Origin of the sequence: Sphaerisporangium fuscum (assembly GCF_018531465.1) — a bacterium.
Lineage (GTDB): Bacteria > Actinomycetota > Actinomycetes > Streptosporangiales > Streptosporangiaceae > Sphaerisporangium > Sphaerisporangium fuscum.
On the sequence record NZ_JAHDTF010000047.1, the window covers coordinates 1 to 21042 of the forward strand.

The 21042-nt window shown below is 72.8% G+C and carries 22 protein-coding genes; 12 read left to right on the forward strand and 10 right to left on the reverse strand.

The features are described 5' to 3' along the window. Nucleotide 1: 1 nt before the first annotated feature. On the forward strand, nucleotides 2-100 hold the full coding sequence (locus KIK05_RS42145; RefSeq protein WP_250564363.1) for a Fe-Mn family superoxide dismutase: 99 nt from the start codon (nucleotides 2-4) through the stop codon (nucleotides 98-100). A 98-nt stretch (nucleotides 101-198) separates the two neighbouring features. On the opposite strand, the gene KIK05_RS42150 is transcribed toward KIK05_RS42145, so the two are convergent. Together KIK05_RS42150 and KIK05_RS42155 are read right to left on the reverse strand one after the other, a co-directional pair. Continuing rightward, nucleotides 199-942, reverse strand: a complete 744-nt coding sequence (locus KIK05_RS42150; protein ID WP_308250361.1) for an ABC transporter permease — start codon at nucleotides 940-942, stop codon at nucleotides 199-201. Between the two features lie 154 nt (nucleotides 943-1096). Continuing rightward, entirely contained in the window at nucleotides 1097-2299 is a 1203-nt protein-coding gene (locus KIK05_RS42155; protein ID WP_214416525.1) for an aminotransferase class V-fold PLP-dependent enzyme, read from the reverse strand. A 73-nt stretch (nucleotides 2300-2372) separates the two neighbouring features. On the opposite strand from KIK05_RS42155, the gene KIK05_RS42160 reads away from it, so the two are divergent. The 8 genes from KIK05_RS42160 (at nucleotide 2373) to KIK05_RS42195 (ending at nucleotide 10081) form a co-directional block, all read left to right on the forward strand. Further along, the gene (locus KIK05_RS42160) at nucleotides 2373-3266 is read left to right on the forward strand and encodes a LysR family transcriptional regulator (RefSeq protein WP_214416526.1); all 894 of its coding nucleotides are present in this window, start codon (nucleotides 2373-2375) and stop codon (nucleotides 3264-3266) included. Nucleotides 3267-3274: 8 nt separating this feature from the next. Beyond that, the gene (locus KIK05_RS42165) at nucleotides 3275-3436 is read left to right on the forward strand and encodes a hypothetical protein (protein WP_214416527.1); all 162 of its coding nucleotides are present in this window, start codon (nucleotides 3275-3277) and stop codon (nucleotides 3434-3436) included. A gap of 11 nt (nucleotides 3437-3447) precedes the next feature. Next, a complete protein-coding gene (locus tag KIK05_RS42170; protein ID WP_214416528.1) occupies nucleotides 3448-4641 on the forward strand; it encodes a sensor histidine kinase in 1194 nt (397 codons plus the stop codon). Nucleotides 4642-4735: 94 nt separating this feature from the next. After that, nucleotides 4736-5509 (forward strand): LytR/AlgR family response regulator transcription factor, encoded by a 774-nt coding sequence (locus tag KIK05_RS42175; RefSeq protein WP_214416529.1) that lies wholly within the window; start codon nucleotides 4736-4738, stop codon nucleotides 5507-5509. Between the two features lie 49 nt (nucleotides 5510-5558). After that, the gene (locus KIK05_RS42180) at nucleotides 5559-5939 is read left to right on the forward strand and encodes a hypothetical protein (RefSeq protein WP_214416530.1); all 381 of its coding nucleotides are present in this window, start codon (nucleotides 5559-5561) and stop codon (nucleotides 5937-5939) included. Nucleotides 5940-6096: 157 nt separating this feature from the next. Continuing rightward, nucleotides 6097-7827, forward strand: coding sequence for a sodium/solute symporter (locus KIK05_RS42185; RefSeq protein WP_214416531.1), 1731 nt, complete (start codon nucleotides 6097-6099; stop codon nucleotides 7825-7827). Between the two features lie 318 nt (nucleotides 7828-8145). Next, a complete protein-coding gene (locus KIK05_RS42190) occupies nucleotides 8146-8478 on the forward strand; it encodes a DUF485 domain-containing protein (RefSeq protein ID WP_308250362.1) in 333 nt (110 codons plus the stop codon). Further along, nucleotides 8471-10081 (forward strand): monocarboxylic acid transporter, encoded by a 1611-nt coding sequence (locus KIK05_RS42195; RefSeq protein ID WP_214416533.1) that lies wholly within the window; start codon nucleotides 8471-8473, stop codon nucleotides 10079-10081. The genes KIK05_RS42190 and KIK05_RS42195 overlap by 8 nt, the downstream gene beginning before the upstream one ends. Nucleotides 10082-10222: 141 nt before the next feature. Here the strand turns inward: KIK05_RS42195 and KIK05_RS42200 are convergent, their stop codons facing one another. The 4 genes from KIK05_RS42200 to KIK05_RS42215 all read right to left on the reverse strand — a co-directional run bounded on the left by KIK05_RS42200 (nucleotide 10223) and on the right by KIK05_RS42215 (nucleotide 15676). Further along, nucleotides 10223-11344 carry a sulfite oxidase gene (locus KIK05_RS42200; protein ID WP_214416534.1) on the reverse strand — a complete coding sequence of 374 codons (1122 nt, stop codon included), beginning with the start codon at nucleotides 11342-11344 and terminating at the stop codon, nucleotides 10223-10225. 437 nt (nucleotides 11345-11781) lie between these two features. Beyond that, a complete protein-coding gene (gene polX, locus KIK05_RS42205; RefSeq protein ID WP_214416535.1) occupies nucleotides 11782-13467 on the reverse strand; it encodes a DNA polymerase/3'-5' exonuclease PolX in 1686 nt (561 codons plus the stop codon). Nucleotides 13468-13531: 64 nt separating this feature from the next. Then, nucleotides 13532-14506, reverse strand: a complete 975-nt coding sequence (locus KIK05_RS42210) for an aldo/keto reductase (RefSeq protein WP_214416536.1) — start codon at nucleotides 14504-14506, stop codon at nucleotides 13532-13534. Nucleotides 14507-14590: 84 nt separating this feature from the next. Continuing rightward, nucleotides 14591-15676, reverse strand: coding sequence for a PLP-dependent cysteine synthase family protein (locus KIK05_RS42215; RefSeq protein ID WP_214416537.1), 1086 nt, complete (start codon nucleotides 15674-15676; stop codon nucleotides 14591-14593). 114 nt (nucleotides 15677-15790) lie between these two features. Here KIK05_RS42215 and KIK05_RS42220 point away from each other — a divergent pair, with 114 nt between their 5' ends. Both KIK05_RS42220 and KIK05_RS42225 read left to right on the forward strand, forming a co-directional pair. Continuing rightward, a complete protein-coding gene (locus KIK05_RS42220; RefSeq protein ID WP_214416538.1) occupies nucleotides 15791-16375 on the forward strand; it encodes a hypothetical protein in 585 nt (194 codons plus the stop codon). Then, on the forward strand, nucleotides 16375-16629 hold the full coding sequence (locus tag KIK05_RS42225; RefSeq protein ID WP_214416539.1) for a hypothetical protein: 255 nt from the start codon (nucleotides 16375-16377) through the stop codon (nucleotides 16627-16629). Before KIK05_RS42220 ends, KIK05_RS42225 begins: the two co-directional genes overlap by 1 nt. On the opposite strand, the gene KIK05_RS42230 is transcribed toward KIK05_RS42225, so the two are convergent. Beyond that, nucleotides 16620-17306: a dienelactone hydrolase family protein gene (locus KIK05_RS42230; protein WP_214416540.1), complete on the reverse strand. Its 687-nt coding sequence runs from the start codon at nucleotides 17304-17306 to the stop codon at nucleotides 16620-16622. The genes KIK05_RS42225 and KIK05_RS42230 overlap by 10 nt on opposite strands. A 238-nt stretch (nucleotides 17307-17544) precedes the next feature. On the opposite strand from KIK05_RS42230, the gene KIK05_RS49275 reads away from it, so the two are divergent. Next, nucleotides 17545-18006 carry a cupin domain-containing protein gene (locus KIK05_RS49275; protein ID WP_214416541.1) on the forward strand — a complete coding sequence of 154 codons (462 nt, stop codon included), beginning with the start codon at nucleotides 17545-17547 and terminating at the stop codon, nucleotides 18004-18006. A gap of 22 nt (nucleotides 18007-18028) precedes the next feature. Here KIK05_RS49275 and KIK05_RS42240 read toward each other — a convergent pair whose 3' ends face one another. From KIK05_RS42240 to KIK05_RS42250, 3 genes are all read right to left on the reverse strand, one after another. After that, complete coding sequence (locus KIK05_RS42240; protein WP_308250363.1) at nucleotides 18029-19120, reverse strand: winged helix DNA-binding domain-containing protein; 1092 nt, start codon at nucleotides 19118-19120, stop codon at nucleotides 18029-18031. 91 nt (nucleotides 19121-19211) lie between these two features. Beyond that, nucleotides 19212-19964 carry a copper homeostasis protein CutC gene (locus KIK05_RS42245; RefSeq protein WP_214416542.1) on the reverse strand — a complete coding sequence of 251 codons (753 nt, stop codon included), beginning with the start codon at nucleotides 19962-19964 and terminating at the stop codon, nucleotides 19212-19214. Between the two features lie 44 nt (nucleotides 19965-20008). Then, nucleotides 20009-20947, reverse strand: coding sequence for an asparaginase (locus tag KIK05_RS42250; RefSeq protein ID WP_214416543.1), 939 nt, complete (start codon nucleotides 20945-20947; stop codon nucleotides 20009-20011). Between the last annotated feature and the right edge of the window lie 95 nt (nucleotides 20948-21042).

Sequence of the window (21042 nt, forward strand, 5' to 3'; positions counted from 1 at the left end):
CCTGCAGTACCGCAACGTCCGCCCGGACTACGTGGAGAAGCTGTGGTCCCTGGTCAACTGGGACGACGTCATCACCCGCTACACCGCCGCCGCGGCGTGACCGTCCCGTCCTGACCCGGGACGGTCCCCTGACCGGTGCCCGCACGCCGGCCTTCCTTGGCCGCCATCCGCCCGGCGTGCGGGCGCCGCCGGTGGCCGTCAGCGGACGAAACGGCCGCGGGCGGCGAGGTCGACGGTCACCAGGACGGCGACGGCCTCGGCGGCCAGGAGCGCCACCAGCACCACCAGCTGCACGATCCCCGCCTGGATCGGGCTCGCGCCGCCCAGCACCATCCCCACGAACGCGCCGGGCAGGGTGACCAGCCCCACGGTCCTGGTCTGGTCCAGCGCGGGCAGCAGCGCCTGGGCCGCCGCCGGGCGGCAGATCTCCAGCGCCGCGTCCCTCGGCATGAAGCCCAGTGCCAGGGCCGCCTCCACCTCGCCCCGCCGCTGGGTCAGCTCGTCCACGGCACGGCGGCCCGCCAGGGCCGTGGCCGTCAGGCAGCCGCCCAGCAGGATCCCGCTGACCGGGATCAGGACGATCCCGGCCGTGGAGATCACCCCGCCCGCCAGGAGGACGGCCAGCACCGGCGCCGTCCCCGCCGCGATGGGCACCGCCGCCCACAGACCCGACCGGCCGGAAGTGATGCGCCGCCCCGCGGTGAAAACGGCGACCCCGTACATGAGCAGGATGAACCCCGCCACCGCCGGGGAGGACGCGATCACCCAGGTGATCACCGCCGACACGGCGAGCAGCTGCGCGGCCGCCCTCAGGCACGCCCTCACGACGGCCCCGCCGTGCCCGAGCCCGCCCAGCCGGGCCACCACCGCCCCCATGAGGCACAGCGCGACCAGGATCGCGGGCAGAAGCGGCGTGATGGAGATCAGCGACGAGTTCCGCACATCAAGCAGTCTGTCGTGATGTGCGGTGATCTCCGCGGCCGGGCCCAGGCCTGTTCTCCGCACGAGCCCGAATCTCCCTGGCCAGGTGGTGTATGCGATCCGGTGCTATCAGTGCTCAACCCAGGTCGATGAGGGCGATGTGCGGAAAATGGGCCTAGGAGTCCTCGTCGATCATCTTGCGCAGGGCCCGGGTGAGCTCCTCCAGCTCGCCGTCGGTGGTGAAGTAGTGCACGGACGCGCGCACCAGCTCGGGCAGCCCGCGCCGCTCGTGGTCCAGCCGCGTCGAGGACGCCTTCGCGTACGAGGTGTTGACGCGCTGCTCGCGAAGCCGCCCGCTGATCCGTTGGGCCCTCAGCCGGTCGTGGGCGAAGGTGACGATTCCGCTCGGACGGCGCCCCTTGTCGTACACCGTGATGCCGGGGATCTCCGTCAGCATGGCGCGCAGGCGGGCGGCGAGGGCCACCACCCGCGTCTCGATCCGGTCGAGCCCGATCGCCAGGGCGTAGTCGGCGGCGGCGCCGAGCCCCAGCCGGCCCGCGACGTAGCTCTCCCAGTTCTCGAAGCGCCGGGCGTCGGGGCGGAGCTCGTAGGAGTCGCGGGTCACCCAGGTGGCCGCGTGGAGGTCGATGAGCGGCGGGTGCAGGTCCGCGGTCGTGGCGGCGCGGGCGTACAGGAAGCCGGTGCCGCGCGGGCCGCGCAGGAACTTGCGCCCGGTGGCCGACAGGAAGTCGCAGCCGATGGCGTCGACGTCGACCTCCAGTTGCCCGACGGACTGGCAGGCGTCCAGCAGGTACAGGACGCCGTTCTCCCTGGCGATCCGGCCGACCTCCGCGGCCGGGTTCACCACACCGCCGTTGGTGGGGATGTGCGTGATGGCGATCAGCCGGGTGCGCTCGTGGGAGGCGGCCCGGGCCAGGGCGTCCAGGTCGATCTCACCGGCGTCGTCGTCCGGGACGACGACGATCTCGACGCCCCGGGAGTCCCGGAGCTGGAGGAAGGCCAGGTAGTTGCTGGCGTATTCGCTGACGCAGGTGAGGACGCGGTCGCCGGGGGCGAAGGGGATCGAATAGAAGGCCATGTCCCACGCGCGGGTGGCGTTCTCGACCAGCGCCACCTCCGCGGCGTCCGCGCCGATCAGCGTGCCGATCGAGGCGTACACCTGCTCCAGGGCGCCGGCCGCGGCGTCGGCCGCCTCGTACCCGCCGTACTCCGCCTCGAGGCGCAGGTGCCGTGTCACCGCGTCCAGCACCGGCGACGGCGGCAGCGAGGAACCGGCGTTGTTGAGGTGCACCACGTTCCGGCAGCCCGGCGTCTCCGCCCGCCAGCGGGTCACCTCGTCCTCGATGTCCGTATTCATGGGTTCGAGCCTATGAAGCGGCGTCGGTCCAAGGGAACGCCTATCTGCGTAGAGCTGGCCATAGGCTGTGCCTATGACTCTGGAGCTGGCCGACCTGCACGCGTTCGCCACCGCCGCCGCGACCGGGTCCCTGTCCGGGGCCGCGCGGGAGCTCCACGTCACGCAGCCGTCCGTCAGCGAACGCCTCGGCCGGCTCGAGCGGCTCATCGGCCGGCCGCTGCTGGTGCGGTCGAACCGCGGAGTCACCCTCACCCCCGCGGGCCGGCGGCTCCTCCCGCACGCCGAACGCTGCCTGGCGCTCGCCGGGCGCGCCCTCGCCGCCGCCAGGGCCGAGGACACCACCGCGGCCCTGCACGTCACGACGTACGCCAGCTACGCCCCGCTGGCCGTCCCCTTCGTGGCGGCCGCCCTGCGCCCGCTCAAGTGCTCGATCACCGTCGACGACCAGCACAGCCGGGACGCCCTGCACCGGGTCGCCGCGGGCAGCACCGACATCGCCTTCACGCTGCCGGTTCCCCACGCTCACGAGGTGCGGCTCCACCGGTTCCGCCGCGACGAGGTCATCGTCGTCGCCCACCCCGGCCACCCGCTCGCCGGCCGGCGCGTCGACCTGGGCGAGCTCGGCGCCCATCACCTCGCCTTCAACAACTGGGGCACCGGCGCGGCGGCCTTCCGCGAGCGGCTCTCCGACCAGCCCGCCGGAGCCCACCAGGTGTACGACGTCAGCCCCGCCGAGACCGTCGCCGAACTGGCCCGGGCGGGACTGGCGGTCGGCCTGCTGACCCGCTCCACCGTCCGCCAGGACCTCGCCCACGGCACGCTCGTCCAGGTGGACGTCACCGACCTGCCCGAATGGCACGTCGAGGTGATGCTGGCCCACCACCGCGACCGGGCCGGTGAGCCGGCGATCGCCGCGGTCGTCGCCGCCCTGGACCCCGTTCCCGCGCTCCCGGGGATGACGAAGTAAGAAGCCTGGTGCTCTCGCACATCTACCAGGGTGACGGCGACCAGGCCGCCGCCGACGCCGGGCGGCGCGTCTACTCCGCCACGACCTCCGGCGGCATCGCCGGCCGGCCCCTTCCCCAGATCGCGTCGTACTTCGCCGGGATGACGCTGCTGGACCCCGGCGTGGAGTAGGCTCCGGCGGCGTGGAACCGCTGCTCGCCGTGCCCCTGCTCGCCGTGCTGCTCGGGGTGCCGGCGGTGGTGCTGTGGCGGGTGCTGCGCGGGCGGCGTGAGCTGGGCACCAGCCCCGCCGAGCGCGCCACCTTCGAGACGCTGCACACCGCCTCCCTGGCCGCGCCGCCGCTGCGGGCCGGCCTGACGGCGGCCGGGGCGATGAAGGCCTCGCGCTACCTGCGCGAGCTGCTCGGCTCGCCCGCCATCGCGATCACCAACGGCGAGGAGCTGCTGGTGTACGACGGCGCGGGCGAGCACCACGCGAAGAACGCCTTCGCCGCGGCGGCGGCGACCCTGCGTGACGGCCGTATCCAGGTCCTCGGCCCCGAGGTGGTCTGGTGCGACCGGCCCGAATGCCCCGTGCGATACGCCGTGGTGGTTCCCCTGACCACCGACGACCGCGTCGTGGGGTCGCTGGCGGCCTACGGCGACCACGCCTCGGCGGGACTGGTCCGGGCGACGGGCGAGGTCGCGCGCTGGGTGGACTCCCAGCTGGAGCTGGCCGAGCTCGACCGGTCACGTACCCTGCTGATCGAGGCCGAGGTGCGGGCCCTCCGCGCCCAGATCTCGCCGCACTTCATCTACAACTCGCTCACCACGATCGCGTCGTTCGTCCGCACCGACCCCGAGCGCGCCCGCGAGCTGCTGCTCGACTTCGCCGACTTCACCCGCTACTCCTTCCGCCGGCACGGCGAGTTCACCACCCTGGCCGAGGAACTGCGTTCCATCGACCGCTACCTGACCCTGGAACGGGCCCGCTTCGGCGACGAGCTGCGGGTCACGCTGCGCATCGCGCCGGAGGTGCTGCCGGTGGCCGTGCCGTTCCTGTGCCTGCAACCCCTCGTGGAGAACGCCGTCCGGCACGGCCTGGAGGGCAAGGACGGCGCCGGCCACATCTCGATCACCGCCGAGGACGCCGGCGCCGAGTGCCTGATCGGCGTCGAGGACGACGGGGTCGGCATGGACCCCGAGCGGCTGCGCCGCATCCTGTCCGGCGACGCGGACGAACGGTCCGGCGCGGGCGGCGTCGGGCTGGCCAACGTCGACGAGCGGCTGCGTCAGGTGTACGGCGACGAGTACGGCCTGGTCGTGGAGACCGCACCGGGCGCGGGCACCAAGATCACCGTCCGGGTCCCGAAATACCGGCCGGGTGTCTCCGTATAGTTATCTCCGCCGGTCACCGTACCCGTTGACTTCCCGTTCCCGATTTACCACGCTCTAGTGGATTCGAAAATGCGGCAGGGCGAACGGAAGTGATGTGACAGGGCTGCGTGTGCTGGCCGTGGACGACGAGCAGCCGGCGCTGGAGGACCTGGCCTACCTTCTGCGCGCCGACGCGCGGATCGGCGAGGTCGCCACGGCGCGCGACGGCGCGTCGGCGCTGAAGATGCTCGACCGGGCCATGGCCGAGGGCAAGCCCGTCGACGCGGTGTTCCTCGACATCCGGATGCGCGGGCTCGACGGCGTCGTGCTCGGCCGCCTGCTGGCCCAGTTCACCCGGCCGCCCCGCGTGGTGTTCGTCACCGCCTACGAAGAGCACGCCGTGGACGCCTTCGAGATCAAGGCCGAGGACTACCTGCTCAAACCGGTACGCCCCGAGCGGCTGGCCGAGGCGATCCGCCGGGTCTGCGCGAGCATCCCGGACGCCCCCGGCGCGGCGGCGGAGGCGGCACGCGCGGCGCCCGACGCCGAGACGATCCCCGTGGAGCTGGCGGGGGTCACCCGGTTCGTCGCGAGCTCGGACGTCCGCTACGTCGAGGCCCAGGGGGACTACGCGCGGCTGCACACCGCCGGTGGCAGCCACCTCGTGCGCATCCCGCTCGCCGCGCTGGAGGAACGATGGGCCGCCGCCGGGTTCGTCCGCGTGCACCGCAGCCACCTGGTGGCCCTCAAGCACATCGACGAGCTCCACATCGACTCCGGCCGCTGCACCGTGCGGATCGGCGACACCGAGATCCCCGTCAGCCGCAGGCACACCCGCGAGCTGCGCGACCTGCTCGTCCGCCGCGCGCGGAAGGGCCGCGCCGAGTGAGCGGCGCGACGTACGGCAGGCGGGCGGCCCCGACGAGAGGACACCGGTGGTGACCAGGACCCCCGAGAAGCCGCGCCGGCAGGTCGTGACGAGCCCGCGCACCACCGCCGCCCGCAGGCCGCGCTACCCCGTCACCATGGAGATCGACGAGCAGACGCGCCTCGGCGAGGTCTACATGCGCTCGCTGGTGCGCACCCAGTTCCGGCTCGCCCTGTTCGTGTGCACGGTGCTCGGCTGCCTGATCGGCGGCCTGCCGCTGTTGTTCCTGCTGGTCCCGGCCCTGCGTGAGGTGCGGCTCGGCGGGCTGCCGCTGCCGTGGGTGGTGCTCGCCGGGCTGATCTACCCGGCCTTCGTCGCCGGCGCCTGGCTGTACGTCCGGCAGGCCGAGCGCAACGAGCGCCACTTCGCCGACCTGGTCGAGCGCGAGTGAGGCCGGCGGGAGCGCTGACCGGCCGGGGGACGGCCGGGCGCGGGCAGGTCGCGTGTACGGCCGGGTGTGGGCCGGTCGTGCGTACGTCCGGGTGTGGGCCGGTCGGGCGCGGGCCGGTCGTGCGTGCGGCCGGGCGCGGGCGGGCGGTGCGGGGACGGTGAACACAGGGCTCGGCCTCGGGGCCGTGCTGGTGGTGGTCGTGGCGGCGATCCTCATCGGCGCGTTCGGGCTGCGGCTGTCGCGGACGACCTCCGACTTCTACGTCGCCTCGCGCACGGTGTCCCCGCTGTGGAACGCCTCCGCCATCGGCGGAGAGTACCTCTCGGCGGCGTCGTTCCTCGGCATCGCCGGGCTGATCCTCGCCTACGGGGCCGACATGCTGTGGCTTCCGGTGGGCTGGACGGGCGGCTACCTGGTGCTGCTGGTCCTGGTGTCGGCCCCGCTGCGCCGCTCGGGCGCCTACACGCTGCCCGACTTCGCCGAGGCCCGCCTGGAGTCCATGGCCGTGCGGCGGGTGGCCAGCGTGCTGGTCGTGGCGATCGGCTGGCTGTACCTCATGCCGCAGTTCCAGAGCGCCGGCCTGGTGTTCCGTACGATCACCGGCGCGCCCGCGTGGGTGGGCGGCGTGCTGGTCGCCCTCGTGGTCGCGGCCAACGTGCTGTCCGGCGGCATGCGGTCGATCACCTTCGTCCAGGCCTTCCAGTACTGGCTGAAGCTCACCGCGCTCGCCCTGCCCGTGGTGTTCCTGCTGTTCGCCTGGCACACCGGCGGCGGCCCGGGCCTCGCGAGCGACGCGCCCCCGGTGTTCACCGAGCCGGTCACCGTGTCCGTCGGCGCCGACGTCACCGTGCGCGTCGACCGGCCGGTCACCGTGACCGCCACCGGACGCGTGGACGGCCGGGCCGTCCGCGACGCCCGGCTGGCGCTCCCGCCCGGGGAGCACACGATCGCGCACGACACCACCGTCGCCTTCCCCGCCGGCGCCGCGGTGCCGCACGTCGAGAACCTGCCCGTGCTGACCGACCACGAGTGGATGCTCCCGCTGCACGGCCGCGAGCACCCGCTGTACGCGACGTACTCGCTGATCCTGGCGACCTTCCTCGGCACCATGGGGCTGCCGCACGTGCTGGTGCGGTTCTACACCAACCCCGACGGGCGCGCCGCGCGCCGCACCACGCTCGTCGTGCTGACCCTGCTGGGCGCGTTCTACCTGCTCCCGGCCGTGTACGGCGCGCTCGGCCGGCTCTACACGCCCGAGCTGCTCATGACCGGCCGCACGGACGCGGTGGTGCTCACCCTCCCGGGCCGCCTGATCGGCGGCACCGCCGGGGACGTGCTCGGCGCGCTGGTCACGGCGGGGGCCTTCGCGGCGTTCCTGTCCACCTCCTCCGGGCTCGCCGTGTCGGTGGCGGGCGTGATCGGCCAGGACATCCTGCGCGGGGGAGTGCCGTCGTTCCGGGTGGCCACGCTGCTCGCCGTCACCGTGCCGCTCGTGCTCGCCACGGGGGCGCGGTCGCTGGCCGTCGCCGACGTCGTGGGGCTCGCCTTCGCGGTGGCGGCCTCGTCGTTCTGCCCGCTGCTGGTGCTCGGCATCTGGTGGCGGCGGCTGACCACCACCGGCGCCATGGCCGGGCTGCTCGTCGGCGGCGGGCTGGCCGGGGCGGCGGTGATCGCGGTGATCGCCGGTGGGCCGTACGGGGGCTGGGCGGGCGCCCTCCTCGCCCAGCCGGCGGCGTGGACCGTCCCGATCTCCTTCGCGGTGATGATCCTGGTCTCGCTGCTCACACCGGGCCGGGTGCCGCGGGGGGTGGCGCGCACGATGGTGCGGCTGCACGCGCCGGAGGCGCTGAACGTCGACCGCGGCGACTGGCGTCCCCGCTCCAGCTGACCTCTCCCGGGCCGCCGGCGGACATCCGGCCGTATCGGCCGCGCCTCGCGCCCGATCGCGAGCGGTGGCCCGCTCGCAACGGTCCTCCCGTCATCGCGAGCGGTGGCCCGCTCACGACGGTCCGCCATCATCGCGAGCGGTCGCTTGCTCGGAACGGTCCGACCGCTCGTCGTGCGGAACGGGCCTTTCGGCGCAGGCCCCGTCCCCATGGGCGACCGGTCGGGGCGGCTTGGCGACGGCCCTCCCCGCGCCTCTCCGCAACCGCCTGCCCGCCCTCCTACGGTGAGCGTGATCCAGATCACAACATGGGAGGTCTCCGTGGCGACTCAACAAGAGGAGTCATCGGCATACGAACAGGTGCAGGCGGGGCCGGAGTTCCAGGAACTGCGCCGGCGCTACCGCAACTGGGCTTTCCCCGTGACCATCGCCTTCCTCGCGTGGTACCTGCTGTACGTGGTGCTGTCGGCCTGGGCGCGCGGGTTCATGGGCACCAAGGTCTTCGGGAACATCAACGTGGCGCTGATCTTCGGCGTCCTGCAGTTCGTGTCGACGTTCCTCATCGCGTGGGCCTACGCCAGGCACGCCGACAGGAAGCTCGACCCGCTGTCCGGCAAGCTCCGCGGCGAGATCGAGGGGACGTCCAATGAGTGACCAGGCGCTGTCGATCACACTGTTCGTCATCTTCGTGGCCGCCACGCTCGGCATCACCTTCTGGGCGAGCCGGCACACCAAGAACGCCGCGGACTTCTACGCCGGCGGCCGGTCGTTCAGCGGCGTGCAGAACGGCCTCGCCATCGGCGGCGACTACATGTCGGCCGCCTCGTTCCTCGGCATCGCGGGCATCATCGCGCTGTCGGGGTACGACGGCTTCCTGTACTCCATCGGGTTCCTGGTGGCCTGGCTGGTGGCGTTGCTGCTGGTCGCCGAGCTGATGCGCAACTCCGGCAAGTACACCATGGCCGACGTGCTGGCCTTCCGGATGAGCCCCCGCCCGGTGCGCACCGCCGCGGGCGTCTCCACCATCGTGGTCAGCATCTTCTACCTGCTGGCGCAGATGGTGGGCGCGGGCGCGCTGGTCGGCCTGCTGTTCGGGATCACCTCCGAGGGCGGCAAGGCGGCGACCATCGCGGTCGTCGGCCTGCTGATGATCGTCTACGTGGTCGTCGGCGGCATGAAGGGCACCACCTGGGTGCAGATCGTCAAGGCCGTGCTGCTGATGACGGGCGCCGCGCTGGTGACCCTGCTGGTGCTCGGCCACTTCGGCTTCAACCTCTCCAGCCTGCTCGGCAGCGCCGCGCAGCAGAGCGGCAAGGGCGACGCCTTCCTGAACGCGGGGCTGAAGTACGGCGTGGACGCCAAGGGCCTGGCGGGCAAGCTCGACCTGATCAGCCTCGGCCTCGCCCTGGTCCTCGGCACGGCCGGCCTGCCGCACATCCTGATCCGCTTCTACACCGTCCCGACCGCGAAGGACGCCCGCAAGTCGGTCATCTGGGGCATCGGCATCATCGGCGTGTTCTACCTGCTCACCCTGGTCCTCGGGTTCGGCGCCGCGGCGTTGGTCGGCAGCAAGGCCATCGCCGAGCAGAACAAGGCGGGCAACACGGCCGCCCCGCAGCTGGCGCTGAAGATCGGACAGCTGATCTTCGGTGAGGTGGGCGGGACGATCCTGCTCGCGGTGATCGCCGCGGTGGCGTTCGCCACCATCCTCGCCGTGGTGGCCGGGCTCACCCTGGCCTCGTCCTCCAGCTTCGCCCACGACCTGTACGCCCACGTGTTCAAGAGGGGGACGGCGACCGACCGGCAGGAGATCCTCGTCGCGAGGATCGCCGCCTTCGTCATCGGCGCGGTGGCCATCGTGCTCGGGATCTTCGCCCAGTCGCTCAACGTGGCCTTCCTCGTGGCGCTCGCCTTCGCGGTCGCGGCCTCCGGCAACCTGCCCGCCATCCTCTACAGCCTGTTCTGGAAGCGGTTCAACACCGCCGGGGCGGTCTCGGCGATCTACGGCGGCCTGGTGTCGGCCGTGCTGCTGGTGGTGTTCTCGCCGGTGGTCTCGGGCACGAAGACCTCGCTGTTCCCGAGCGCGAACTTCGCCTGGTTCCCGCTGGAGAACCCCGGCCTGGTGTCGATCCCGCTCGGCTTCCTCGCCGGCTACCTCGGGACGGTGCTGAGCAAGGAGTACAACGCCCGCAAGTACGCCGAGATCGAGGTCCGCTCCCTCACCGGAGCCGGCGCCGAGAAGGCGGTCTCCCACTGACCTTCCGCCACGGAAGCCACCCGGCCGCGAACCCTCCCCACACCTCCGGAGGGCCGCGGCCGGGCTCTTGTGTCAGCCGACCGCGTTCCCCGGATGCGCCACCACGCCGTCGAACCGGAGGGCCGCGGCCGGGCTCGCGTGTCAGCCGACCACGGTCACCGGGTGGGCCACCACGCCGTCGAAGTGGTAACCCAGGCTGTTGTAGCGCGCCTCGCGCGGCTGGGTGGCGCCCGTCTCGTCCGTCGCCCTGGCCATCAGCACGTACGGCCCGGGTGTCCTCGGCGCCCAGGCGACGTGCCAGGGCGCCCAGGCGCGGGCCAGGCGCGGCCCGCGGGTCTCGGCCCGCCGCCAGCTGAGCCCCCCGTCGACGCTGATCTCGACCTTCACGATGTGGCCGTTGCCGGACCAGGAGCGGCCGTGCAGGATGTGCTGCCGCCCGGCCCGAAGCGTCGCGCCCCACGGCAGCTCGAACGCGCTCTTGACGGCCTGCACGGTCAGCGGCGCGCTGCCCTCCGGCGGGTATCCCGGCCCGAACATCCGGTAGAAGCGCGTGCTCCACGGCGAGGACAGCGGCCTGCTGGAGACCTCGATGTCACCCAGCCACTTGATCGAGGCGACCCCGCTCCAGCCGGGGACCACCAGCCGCGCCGGGAAGCCGTGGTCGGGCGGCAGGGGGACGTCGTTCATCTCGTAGGCCACCAGCACGTCGGCCAGGGCCTTGGTGATGGGCAGCGGGCGGCGTACCGGCCCGTGGTCGACGCCGTCCTCAACGTAGGGGGCGTCGAGGCCGCGCGGCATGACGTCCACGGCGTCCGCGGTGACCCCGGCCAGGTCGAGGAGGGTCGACAGCCGAACGCCGCGCCAGCGGGCCACGCCGATCGCGCCGAGGCGCCATGGAATGCCGGGGGTACGGGTGCCCTGCTGCGACTCGAAGAACGCCCGCCCGTTGCCCGCGCACTCGATCGCCACGTCGGCCGTCGTGCACGGCAGGGCCAGCAGATCCTCGTAGGAGAGGCTGCGGGGCGCGCGCAGGGCGTCGCCGTGCAGGCGCAGCCGCCACGTGCCGGAGTCGATGAGCGGGGTGGCGGTGTGGTTGCGGACGAAGAACCGGTCGTTAGGGGTGTGGTAACCCTGCCCGCGCATGGCCTCCCACCGCATCTCGGCCACGGTGCCGTGGACCACGAACAGCTCGGGCGGCAGCGGTTTGACGATGGGGGAGGAGATGACGCCGGCACGGGAGCCAACGTTCTCGTCGAGATCCATACGGCACCCCCATATCCGGGCAAAGCATCTATATATTTCCTACCAACAAACCAGCCTATATGTACAGTCTACTTCCCACCCCACCCCACGAGCGCCGAACCCCCGACCCACTTCCCAAACCCGCTCCGCAAGGGGCGGACCCGGGATGGGCTACCGGTTCGGCAGGCGGGCGACAAAGAGACGGTCTTCGCGAGCCCGAGCCCGAGCCCCCGACCCACTTCCCAAGCCCGCCTCGTCAGCAGCGGACCTGGGATGGGCTACCGGTTCGGCAGGCGGGCGACAAAGAGACGGTCTTCCCGAGCCCGCGAGGGACGAAGCCCCGGCCCACTACCGCCCCCGGGCCCGCGAGGGGCGGGCTCAGGATCGGGCCGCCGGCCGTCGGGCGGCGGGGTGGTGGACAGTCTCCCGGCGCTCGGCTCGCGGGCGGGGCTCGGCTCTCAGTGGGCTGTGAGGTAGGCCAGCAGGCGGTCGACCGGCCAGGTGTTGACCACGTCGTCGGGGGTCAGCCAGGCCCGCTGGGCGATGCCGACGCCGAACCGGAGGTTGCCGAGGTGCGGCACGGCGTGCGAGTCGCTGTCGATCGAGAACTTCACGCCGTGGTGGCGGGCGAGCCGCACGAGATCGGACGGCAGGTCGGCGCGGTCGGGGTAGGCGTCGATCTCCATGATGGTGTTCGTGCGGGCCGCGGCGGCGAACACCGCCTCCCAGTCGGCGTCGACCGGCAGGCGCTTGCCGATCTTGCGGGTGGTGGGGTGGCCGATGATGTGGACGTGGGGGTTCTCGCAGGCGGCGATGAACCGGCGGGTCATCTCCTCGCGGGACTGGGTGAAATGCGAGTGCACCGAGGCCACGCACACGTCGAAGCCCTTGAGGACCTCGGCCGGCCAGTCGACCGTGCCGTCCGGGGCGATGTTGAGCTCGGTGCCGTGCAGCAGCCGCATGCCGGGGTACTCGTCCTGGAGGCGGTGGAGCCGCTCACGCTGCTCCAGCATCTTGTCGAGCGTCATGCGCTGCATGAAGAGGTTCGGCGCGTGGTCGGTGACCGCGTAGTAGGCGTACCCCAGAGCGGCCGCCGCCCCCACCATCTCCTCCAGGGAGGCGATGCCGTCGGTGAGGTCGGTGTGGGTGTGCAGGTCGCCCTTCAGGTCGGCGGCCGTCACCAGCTCGGGCAGCTCGCCGCGCAGCGCGGCCTGCACCTCACCGCCGTCCTCGCGCAGGGTGGGGGGCACCCACTGCATGCCGAGCGCCTGGTAGATCTCCTCCTCGGTGCGGGAGGCGATCACCTTCTCGCCCTCGAACAGGCCGTACTCCGACAGCTTCCAGCCGCGCTTGACGCACATCTCGCGCACCCGGACGTTGTGCTCCTTGGAGCCGGTGAAATACTGCATCGCCGCACCCCACGACTCGGCCGGCACCACGCGCAGGTCGACCTGCAGGCCCTCGGTGGTGCGCACCGACGTCTTGCGGTCGCCGCTCGCGATCACCTCGGCGACGTACGGCTGCCGCCGGAACTCCTCCATCAGCGACTCCGGGCCGACGGCCAGGATGTCGATGTCGCCGACGGTGTCCTTCATGCGGCGCAGCGACCCCGCGTAGGCGATCTTGTCGGCGGGCAGCGACGCCATGACGCGCTCGGCGAGATCCATGGCGACGCCCAGGTGCACCCGCTCGCCCGCCTGCCGCATCTGCTCGATGCCCTTGAGGAGGTTCTCCTCGGTCTTGGCGCCGAACCCGCGCAGCCCCGCGAGCCGGCCCTGCCTGATCGCCTCGGCCAGCGCCTCGGGGGAGTCGATGCCGAGCTCGTGGTAGAGGAAGACGGCCTTCTTCGGCCCGAGCGAGGCGATGCGCGTGAGCATGCGCACCCCTTCGGGCACCTCGGCCCGCAGCGCGTCGAGCTGGCGGAAGCTGCCCCTCTGGAGGAACTCCTCCATCTTCTTCGCGATCGCCTCGCCCACGCCGGGCACCCGGCGGACATCGACCTTCGAGATGTCCTCCGGGAACCCCGCTATGGCCTTGGCGGCCTTCTGGTAGCTGCGGACCCTGAACGCGTCACCGCCGGTCATCGCGAAAAGATCGGCGTACTCCTCAAGAGCCGCCGCCGCCTCGTCGTTCGCCCTCCCCATGGGGGTCAGCTTACGGAAGGGCTCCGACATTTCCGCCTCGCCCCCGGCCCGGCGGGTCCTCGGCTCAGTGCACCACGGGACGCGTCCGGTACGGCTCGGCCAGGTAGGCCAGCTCCTTCTCGTCGAGCTCCAGCCCCACGGCCGCGATGGCGTCGTCCAGGTGGCGTTCCTTGGTGGCGCCGACGATCGGGGCGTTCACGCCGGGCTGGGCGAGCAGCCAGGCCAGGCCCACCTGGGCCGGGGTGACGCCGCGCTGGGCCGCGACCTCGGCCACCCGGTCGAGGACCGCCTCGTCGCCCTCCCCGCCGTACAGCTGCTCGATACGGCCGTCCGTGCCGGCCCGCGTGGTGCCGGTGTCCCGCGACCCGGCCCTCGCGATCAGCCCGCGCGCGAGCGGGCTCCACGGGACCAGCCCGACCCCCTGGTCCAGGCAGAGCGGGATCATCTCGCGCTCCTCCTCGCGGTAGAGGAGGTTGTAGTGATTCTGCATGGACACGAACCTCGTCCAGCCGTTGAGCTCGGCGACGTGCTGCGCCTTGGCGAACTGCCAGGCGTACATGGTGGAGGCGCCGATGTAGCGGGCCTTGCCGGCGCGGACGACGTCGTGCAGCGCCTCCATCGTCTCCTCGATGGGCGTCTGGTCGTCCCAGCGGTGGATCTGGTACAGGTCGACGTAGTCGGTGCCCAGCCGCTTGAGAGAGGCGTCGATGGCGTCGAAGATGTGCTTGCGCGACAGGCCCCAGTCGTTCTGGCCCTGCCCCACCGGGAAGAACACCTTGGTGGCGAGCACGTAGTCCTCACGGCGGGGGAAGATCCTGCGCAGCAGCCGCCCGGTGACCTCCTCGCTGGTGCCGGCCGAGTAGACGTCGGCGGTGTCGAAGAAGGTGACGCCCGCGTCGGCGGCCTTGCGGACCAGGGGCTCGCTCCGCTCCTCGTCGAGCACCCAGTCCTGCCACCTCGACGGGTCGCCGTAGCTCATCATGCCGAGGCAGATCCGCGACACCTTCATCCCGGTCGCACCAAGCCTGACGTAGTCCATTTCCATACCTCCTGCTGGACATACCATCACGATGCCGTCATCTCAGTCATATCGGCTGATCGCCGGTGGGTGGCGGCCGGGGCGTCAGCGCGGTGGTGGTTCCCAGGGATCTCCGGAGAGGAACCGCTCCAGCGTGGCCGTGTACGGGGCCGGGTCAAGGCCCTTCTTCTCCGCCCAGGTGTCGTCATGGTAGGTCCGGAGATGGCGCGGACCGGCGTCGGCGATCAGCGTGACCACCGCCCCTTCGATTCCGTCGCGGCGCATGCGCGCGATCAGCTCCAGGCTCGCCCACAGGGTGGTGCCCGTCGACCCGCCCACAGGCAGGCCCGTCACCGCCCGCACGTGCCGCGCCGCCGCGACGCTGGCGGCGTCCGGGACGGGCACGACCATGTCGATCAGCGCGGGGACGAAGGCCGGTTCCATCCGGGGGCGTCCCACGCCCTCGATGCGCGAGGGCATGCCGGTGGCGTAGTCGCCGGCGCCGCTCGCCCAGCCGGGGAAGTAGGCGGAGTTCTCCGGGTCCGCCACCGCCAGCCGTGTCGGCAGCCCGTGCTCACGGACGTGACGGCCGACGGCGCCGCTGGTCGCGCCGGTGCCCGCGCCGGCCACCACCCAGCGGGGCACGTCCATGCCGTACCCGGGCAGTTGCCCGAACAGCTCCGCCGCCAGGTCGCCGGCACGCCGGTCGGCGACCGCGGCGGCCGAGGAGAAGTGGTCCATGAAATGGCCGCTGGTCTCGGCGGCCAGCTCCCGGGCCGCGTCGTAGATCGCCAGTGGCGGGCTGACGAACCGGCACTCGCCGCCCAGCCGCTCGACGGGCACGGCCCGCTCGGGCGACGGCTCACCGGGCATGACGGCGATGTAGGGCAGGCCGAGGAGCCTGGCGAAGTACGCCTCCGCGACCGCCATCGGGCCGCCCGTCGCCCCCACGACCGTGGTGCCTTCGCGGATCCGGCCGCGCGCCATCGCTTCGGCGAACAGTGCGCGGGCCAGGCGGTGCTTCAGGCTCCCGGTGGGATGCGCCGACTCGTCCTTGAGGTACAGGGCGGCGCCCGAGCCGGCGGGCAGCGGCAGGACGCGCAGCGGCGTCGGCCCCACCTCGGCGGCCTCGTCCTCCAGCCGCTTGATCGACTCGGCGGCCCATCGGTCGTACGCCCCGGGGCTCGTCATGGCGCCAAGCTACCGGATCTTGGGGTCGCTCTGAGGCGGATGTGACCCAGGAACAGGCAGCAACAACGCGAAACTACCTTGCCGGGTTTCTTGGCATATTTCTAGGTTCGTTCCATGAGCTTTCCTGCTGGGAGTCAGGGCGGCGGTGAGCGTGCCGAGGTGCGGCTGCGGAGGCATCCCGCCGCCCGCGCCGCCCACCGTCTGAGGCGGGCGCTGGAGTGGCACGGCATCACCTCAGAGGTTCACGAAGGTAGAGGCATAGCGCTGGTGTCCGTGTGTGTCGATCTCGTGGCCTGGACGGACGGCTCCTGCTACTTCTGGTGGTCGGGCACGGTGTCCGGGAGCACCGGCCGCAGGACGTACAACTACAGCCCGGCCGGCGATCCGGTGACGGCGGCACGCCGCGTCGCCGGCCGCTACATGGAGCTGCGCCACGGCCGCCCGATGCGGTCGCCGGTCACCGGGGTGCCCGCCACGGACGCCCCCGCCGCCCCCGTCCCGGCGCTCCCCCCGGTCGTCCCCCGGCAGTCGTCGGCTGCGGAGACGGCCGCCGCGGCCGAACCCCCCGTCGTCCCCCGGCAGTCGTCGGCTGCGGAGACGGCCGCCGCGGCCGAACCGCCCGTCGTCCCCGCCCAGATGTCCACCGCCGGTGGGCACCTGGTCGCCTCGGCGCCCGTGCCGCCCCCGGAGGTACGGTGATGCGGGCCGGTGGCATCCGAGCGGAGGGCCCGGAGGACGGGCACCGGGTGAACCGGGCGACGGTGGAGCGGGTGCGCATCGCCGTGGCCTTCATCGTGGAGAGCGAGCGTCGCAGACGACGCGCCGAGGGGTTGATGCACTCCTGGCACCTGAGCCGCGCGGACCTCGACGAAGCGGCCCGCGCCCTCGGCACCCCGCCGGTCTCCGACGAGGAGTGGAACGCCATCCTGGACGGCCGGGGCCACTACCCCTGACCGGTGCCGCCGCCCCGCTGCCCGGCCGGCCTCAGGTGCCGCGCGAACCAGTCACCGGCCAGTCGCGCCACCTGTTCCAGCGCCCCGGGTTCCTGGAACAGGTGTGTGGCGCCCGGCACGATCTCCAGGCGTGTCCCTTCCGGCAGGTGCGTCATCGCCTCGCGGTTGAGCTGGACGACCACCGGGTCGGCGCCTCCGACGATCAGCAGCGCCGGTCGGCGCACCCGGCCGAGGTACTCCCCGGCCAGATCGGGCCTGCCGCCCCGGGAGACGACCGCCTGGACGTCGCCGGGCCGCTCGGCGGCGGCGACGAGCGCGGCGGCGGCCCCGGTGCTCGCACCGAACAGCCCGATGCCGAGGCCGGAGGTACGCCGGTCGGCCGCCGCCCAGCCGACCAGCGCCGCGAGCCGGGTGGCCAGCAGCCCGATGTCGAACCGGAGCTCGGCGCTCACCGCGTCACGCCGTTCCTCGGCCGGGGTCAGCAGATCCGCCAGCACGGTCGCCAGTCCCGCGCCCTGGAGTTCACCGGCGACGTAGCGATTGCGCGGGCTGTGGCGGCCGCTGCCGCTGCCGTGCGCGAACAGCACCGCTCCCTGGGCGTGATCGGGAACCACGACGTCGGCGTCCAGGACGACACCGGCGACGGCCACCCGCACGCTTTCCTCAACGATGTTCATGGGTCCTCCGATGCCGATCCGGCGTGCGGAGATCTTCCTCGGGGCCGACTGCCTCACCTGCAACGGTACGTCCAGGGCCGGCGGACGTTCACCTCGCCCGTGCCTCGCGGGGCGAGGGCCCGCCGAGCCGCGGAACCTGCCGGCGCTTGACGATCCGGACCGTGGTCCGATAACTTCTGGATTCAATCGGACCGTGGTCCGGTTATCGGGAAGTCCTTGAACGTCAGGAGGGTCGATCGTGTTCAGGAAGACGTCGATGGTGACGGTGGTCGCGGCGCTGGCGGTCGTGGCGGCGGGAACGACGAGCTCGTCCGCGGAGTCGCGCCCCGCGGGCGCGGCGGACCGGGTCATCTACCAGCACCACCACAAGGACGGAGGGTCGCCCTGCGAAGGACTGGACGGATGCACCTTCGTCCAGCTGAAAGGCGACCCCGAGACGGGCCCGTCGGAGGCGATGTTCACCCTCAAGGCCGGCACGCCGTTCTCGCCGCACTGGCACACCAGCCCCGAGCACGTCGTCGGGGTCTCGGGAGTCATGCTGTGGCACGTGAAGGGCCACCCGACCTACCGGGTCGGCGCGGGCGACTACCTGTACTACCCGTCCAAGGCGGTGCACTGGGGCAAGTGCGCGCCCGGTGCCGACTGCGTCTACTACGTGTACGACTCCAAGCCGTACGACTTCCACCCCGCCGGACGCTGACAGGCGCCCGCCGGTCGAGCCCCTAGGCGACGAGGGCGCGGAGGCGGGTGACGGCGGCGTCGAGGAGGGGAGCGGGGACGGGCTCGAAGAGGTCGGGGGTGATCGTGTCACCCTCGAGCTCCCAGACGCCGGCCACCCGGCCCCGGTAGACGACCACGGGGGAGATCCACCCCGCGGCGCGGCTGACCCTGGGGCGGACGGCGGCGGGCAGGAGCGGCTCGAGGCCGCGGGGCGCGCCCAGGATGTACTGGTCGAAGCCGGGCAGGAGATGGACCGCCTGGGAGGGAGCGGTGGCGGCGAGGTCGTCGAGATGCTCGGCGAGGATCTTCATGGGCTGCCCGTCGACCTCGACGTCTGCCAGCTCGGGCTCGAGCTCGCGGAACCACCCGCGCAGCACGGCCTTCGGCGTCATGCCGCGCAGCAGCCACGTGTCGAACATCGCCGGGGTGGCCGGGCCGTGGGCGCCGAGGAAGGCGCGCGCGAGCCGCACCCCCGCCTCCTGCGCGGAGAGCGGCCGCCCGGCCCGGCCCGGGAACCACGCCGAGGGCGCGACGAAGGTGACCTTGCGGTCGCGTGGCGGGCCGTAGCACAGCTCGCCGAGGATGCTGAGCGGCTTGAGCAGCGCCCCCCAGCCCGAGGTGAGCGCCTCCCGCAGGTGGAGGTCGCCGGTGACCTCCAGGACGGCGTCGACGAGCTCCTCGCGGGTGAGCATAGCGCCGTCCGCGAGGGCCTTGGGCACCGCCTCGATGACGGCGTCGAGCTCGGCGGCCGTCACGCCGTGGCCGCGCTGCCAGGAGCCCTTCTCCCAGAACCGCAGCGAGGCGAGGGCGGCGCAGTGAACGGGCAGCTCGTCGGCGGGCACCAGGTGGAGGGTGCCGCGCATCAGCCACGTCTTCGCGAGGGTGCGATCATGCCACAGCGCCTGCCCGATCTCGCCGGGACGGGGCTCGGCCTGCCGCACGGCCGTCGCGAGCTCGGCGGAGGAGGCCACCTGGGCCTGGACGCCGCACAGCCGCCGCGCCACCGACACCGCGTCGCCGCCGGCGGCCGGCTCCACGAACTGCCGCCGCAGCCGCCACGCCAGCGCCTGCCCCCACGTCACATTGGTCGTCACAGGCCTTTTGTACAGGACCGCACCGACAGAGCAGACCGAGCCGGCGCCCGATGGGCGCCGGCTCGCGTCGTGAGGCCGCCTCCCGCCGGGCTCAGCGGGAGGAGCCGCCCGCCTGCATGACCTCGCTGATCAGGCCCGCCGAGGTGACCTGCCGCAGGTATTCCGGACGGCGCAGCTCCCCGCCCATGAAGGGGCGCAGGTTGCGGTGCACGGCGGGGCTGGGCTCGTCGGTGAGGGCGGCGAAGTGGATCTCGCTGACGCCGGTCTCGGCGAGGATGCGGCCGATGTTCCGCTCGGTCACGCCGCCGCCGGGCATGACGACGATGCGGTCGCCGGCAAGCCGGACCAGCTCGGCGATCAGCGGCGCCCCCTCCAGGACCGACACCTCCTGCCCCGACGTCAGCACGCGGTGCACGCCGAGGTCGACCAGGGTCTCGAGCGCCTGGTAGGGGTCGGCGGTCATGTCGAAGGCGCGGTGGAAGGTGACCGCCAGGTCGCCCGCCGCGGCGATCAGCCGCTCGCACACCGGGCGGTCGACCGTGCCCTCCGGGGTCAGGGCGCCGATGACCACGCCGTGCGCGCCCGCGGCCCGTACCTCCCGGATGTCCCGCTCCATCGCCGCGACCTCGTGCGGGTCGAAGATGAAGTCGCCGCCCCGGGGCCGGATGATCACGTGCACGCGGACGCGGGACACGGCCTCGAGGGTCGCCGCGACCGTGCCGATCGTCGGGGTGATGCCGCCCTCGAACAGCGCCGCGCACAGCTCGACCCGGTGGGCGCCCGCCCGTTCGGCGGCCAGCGCCGCCTCGGTGCCGTCGACGCAGATCTCGTAGGTGAGGCTCATGTGTTTCCTTCGGAAGGTGTGCGGAGACAGGGAAGGGAAGACGGTCACAGGGTGGCGTGGACGTCGCCGACGGGCCGGCCGCCGCCGAGCACCGGGATCGTGGTGAACGCCGCGGCGCCGGTGACGTCCGCTCCGATGCGCGCCAGCGCGGCCACGGCGATCGCGGACGTCGCCCGCGGGCCGCCGTCGATGACCTTGACGGCCACCGCGTGCCCCTCGGCGGTCGCGGCGACGAGGACGCCCTCGGCGCCGCCCTTCACGATCGCCCCCGGCAGGGCGCGCATCAGCTCGGTGTTCAGGTGCCCGGTGCCGCCGACGTACTCCGGGAACGACCGCATCGCGTCGGCGACGGCGCGCTCCGGGGTGTCGGCGGGGGCGGCGGCGAGGGCCCGGATCGCGCGGGCCAGCCCGGCGAGGGTGACCGCGAACAGCGGCGCGCCGCAGCCGTCCACCGCCGTGTGCGGGCTCTTCTCGCCGGACAGCTTCTGCACCAGCGACCGGACCCGCCGCTGCAGAGGGTGGGAGACGTTGAGGTACGACGCGATGGGCCAGCCGGAGGCCGCGCAGGCCAGGAGCATCGCCGCGTGCTTGCCCGAGCAGTTCATCCGCTCGGGGCTCCTGTCCTGGCCCGCCCGGATCAGCGTGTGCCGCGTCGCCTCGTCCTCCGGCCAGTCGGCCGGGCAGCGCAGCGCGCCGGTGTCCAGGCCCGCCTCGCGCAGCATCTTGCCGACCAGCGCGACGTGGAAGTCCTCTCCGGTGTGGCTGCCGGCGGCGATGGCGAGCCGTGAGCCGTACAGGGCGCCGCCCGAGGTGAGGCAGGCCAGGGCCTGGAACGGTTTGGCCGACGAGCGGGGCAGGATCGGCTCGTCGACGGCGCCGAGCGACAGCGCGAGGCTCCCGTCGGGCGCGATCGCGGCCACGCTGCCGAAATGGACGCTCTCGGTGAAGCCGGAACGGACGACTTCGGCGAGGCGGGCGTACATGGTGGTGCCTTTCTGTGTTCGAGGGCCTCGCTGCGCTCGGCGGGCTCGGGGCCTCTTTGGGGCGGCGGCTTTCGTCGTCGTACGGGCTCGTTCCT